Source organism: Planktosalinus sp., from assembly GCF_059864935.1.
The window spans coordinates 1-3,229 of record NZ_JCBCCK010000497.1 but is presented as its reverse complement, the minus strand read 5'-3'; the positions used below and the strand labels follow the sequence as shown (position 1 = coordinate 3,229).

Sequence of the window (3,229 nt, the reverse complement as noted above, 5' to 3'; positions counted from 1 at the left end):
TTTTTTAATACAGGTATTGAGACTGTTGAAGCAGGGCTTGCAGAACAAAAAAGTTTTTCACTTCCGGATCAATCTGAAGTCATCCTCAATGCCGATTCAAAAATTACCTATAATGAAAAGAAATGGGACAAGAGCCGCTCATTGACTCTTGATGGTGAAGCCTATTTCAGCGTTGCCAAAGGAAAAACCTTTAAGGTAGAAACCCCACAGGGAATAGTTACTGTTATAGGTACACGTTTTAATGTGCAAAATCGCAACAACCATTTTCACGTAAGTTGTTATGAAGGTACGGTAAATGTGAATTTTAACAACCAAAACATACAACTTACTGAAGGAAACAGCGTTATCATTGAAGCAGGTAATATAGTTGCACAACCTCTGATTTCAGTTTCCCAACCTGGATGGATGTTTCAGGAAAGCACTTTTGAAAACACAAAAATCAACCTTGTTTTAGAAGAATTAAAAAGACAATATAATATTCAGGTTACGTTAGACAACATTGACGAAACTCTCAGGTTTACGGGTGCGTTTACACACAAAAACCTGGAATCTGCCCTAAAGACCATTTGTTTACCCTTGCAACTTAATTACAGCATAGACAATCAAGGCAATGTGACAATTTATGGGCAACAATAAAAAAAAGTGGCTTTTAATCCTTTTTATTTTTTCATTTTCTTTTGTGCAATTTTCACTAAATGCTCAAAATGAAAACAACACCCCCCTCCTAGAAATTATTAAAAAAATCGAAGAAGATTTTGAAGTAAAGTTTTCATTCAACCAGTTAGATATTGAATCCATTCAAATTAAGCAACCGGATTATCAAAATAACCTGGAGACACTTCTAAATTACCTGAATGAACAAACACCTCTAAATTTCAGTAGAATTGATGACCGCTATGTGGTGATAAGACCCTTAAGCACAGAACCTTATTTCATTTGCGGAAAAATTATTGATGCCGAAACCCTGCAGCCTCTCAATGGGGCAACCATCCAAATTTTAAACTCTAATCTATCAACGATAACCAATGCCGCCGGAGAATTTTCACTGCAAATAACTCAACAAAACCTTGTTTTGGAGATCAGGCATTTAGGATTTGAAAATCTAACTATCGCCGCAGAAATTTTTAAGACAAGCAGCCCCTGCTATGTTATCACTTTATTACCTTCAATCAGCATTTTACAGGAAGTGGTTTTAAGTGATATTTTCACAAAAGGAATCAGTAAGTCCAAAGATGGGGCTGTAAAAATTAAAGTCAGCAATTTTGCCGGCCTTCCCGGTTTGACCGAACCTGATATACTCCAAATGATACAAACCTTGCCTGGTATCATCAGTGTAGATGAAACCATTTCAAACATCAGTATACGCGGAGGAACAACCGATGAAAACCTTATACTTTGGGACGATATAAAAATGTATCAAAACGGTCATTTCTTTGGATTAATTTCAGCTTTCAACCCCTATTTAAACAAAGATGTTATTGTTTATAAAAATGGAACTCCAGCCAGATATGGCGAAAGTGTTTCAGGCGCGGTAGCGATGCAGTCTGACGACAAACACAGTGACAACAATGAATTTGGCGTTCAACTGAATATGATTAATGCAGGTGCTTTTACAAAACTTAAAGTAACTGACAATCTCAGCTTACAGCTTTCGGGAAGACGCACTTATACTGATCTTTACAAAAGTCCGGCTTACAAGCAAATGTTCAATAAAGTGTTTCAGGACACTAAAATAACCAACGTTCAAAATGTTTCCGGTTCAACTACATTAAATACAGAAGAGGAATTTACTTTCTATGATTTTAGTTTAAAGGCCATATACACGCCCAATACAAAAGACCGTTTTTCAGTAAATTTTTTAACCATAGATAATAACCTAAACTTTACCGAAACCATTTCTTCTCCATCTACACAAAATTCTGAAACCAGCCGGCTTGACCAAAACAATCTAGCGGGCGGTATTTCGTGGCAACGCAACTGGAGTGATAACTTAACTGTGAAGATGCTTGTCTATGGCAGCCAATATACCCTTGAAGCTTCAAATCTGGATATTTTCTCAACTCAGGCGTTGTTTCAATCCAACAAAATCCTGGAAACAGGCACAAAGCTGGATTTAAATTATAAAATAAGCTCTTTTTATAACCTGTCGGGTGGATATCAATTCTCTGAAACAGGCATATCAAACACTCAGGAAGTGAATATTCCCTTGTTTAGAAATTTTATAAAAGAAGTTTTACTCACTCACGCTGTTTATGTGAATAATGCATTTCAAATTGATGCAACCAATACTTATATTCAAGCGGGCTTGAGGCTCAATTATCTTTCTAAATTTGATGAATTTTTGTTAGAACCTCGTCTAAACGTGCATCAAAAGCTTGGGAATGGATTTGCGGTTGAAGGAAGTTTTGAACATAAAAGCCAAACGGTAACACAGCGCATCGATTTTCAAAGTGATTTTTTGGGTGTTGAAAAACGCCGTTGGGTGTTGTCCAACAATGAAGACGTTCCGATTGTAAAGAGCCGGCAATACACTCTGGGCCTGCTGTATCAAAAATCGGGATGGTTGCTTCAGCTTGAAGGGTACAACAAAGAGGTAAAAGGCATCACTTCTGCCAATCAGGGGTTTCAAAACCAATTGCAATTTACAAAAACCACCGGAAGTTATTTTAGCAGTGGTTTTGAGGCTATAATCAATAAAAAAACCGAACAATGGAGTAACTGGATCAGTTATACTTATGCTGTCAATGATTATGAATTTGAAGCATTGATTCCATCTCGTTTTCCGCACAATTATGACATCAGGCATCAGGCCACATTGGCAACTTCCTATAGCCTGAACCGCCTGAAAATTGCGGGTGCAATCAATTGGCATACAGGCAGGCCATACACCTTGACTTCCGGTCAAATTATTGAAGAAACCGGGGTCAATTTCATTTTGCATGACGCCCCAAACCAAGCCAGAAACAGTGATTATTCAAGAATTGATTTGTCTGCCGAATATGAATTTTCACTGGGCAAAAATACCAGGGCAAAAATCAATGCCGCAGTACTTAATATTGCCAACACCAAAAATGTTTTAAACACTTATTTTGTGTTGAAACAAAGTGAAGATTTTGAATCTGAAATCAGCAAAGTAGAGCAAGTTTCTTTGGGCATGACACCCAATATTTCTTTACAGGTGTTTTTTTAATTACATTCGTTGCGGTACCTCAATACCCAGAAGTTTAAA

At 37.1% G+C, this 3,229-nt stretch carries 2 protein-coding genes; both read left to right on the top strand.

All coding sequences use genetic code 11. The features are described 5' to 3' along the window. Positions 1-636, top strand: a 636-nt coding sequence (locus tag AC6F75_RS14390) for a FecR domain-containing protein (RefSeq protein ID WP_500715781.1), incomplete at its 5' end; no start/stop codon positions are given. Positions 637-679: 43 nt separating this feature from the next. Further along, the gene (locus tag AC6F75_RS14385) at positions 680-3,190 is read left to right on the top strand and encodes a carboxypeptidase-like regulatory domain-containing protein (protein ID WP_500715780.1); all 2,511 of its coding nucleotides are present in this window, start codon (positions 680-682) and stop codon (positions 3,188-3,190) included. Positions 3,191-3,229 lie beyond the last annotated feature (39 nt).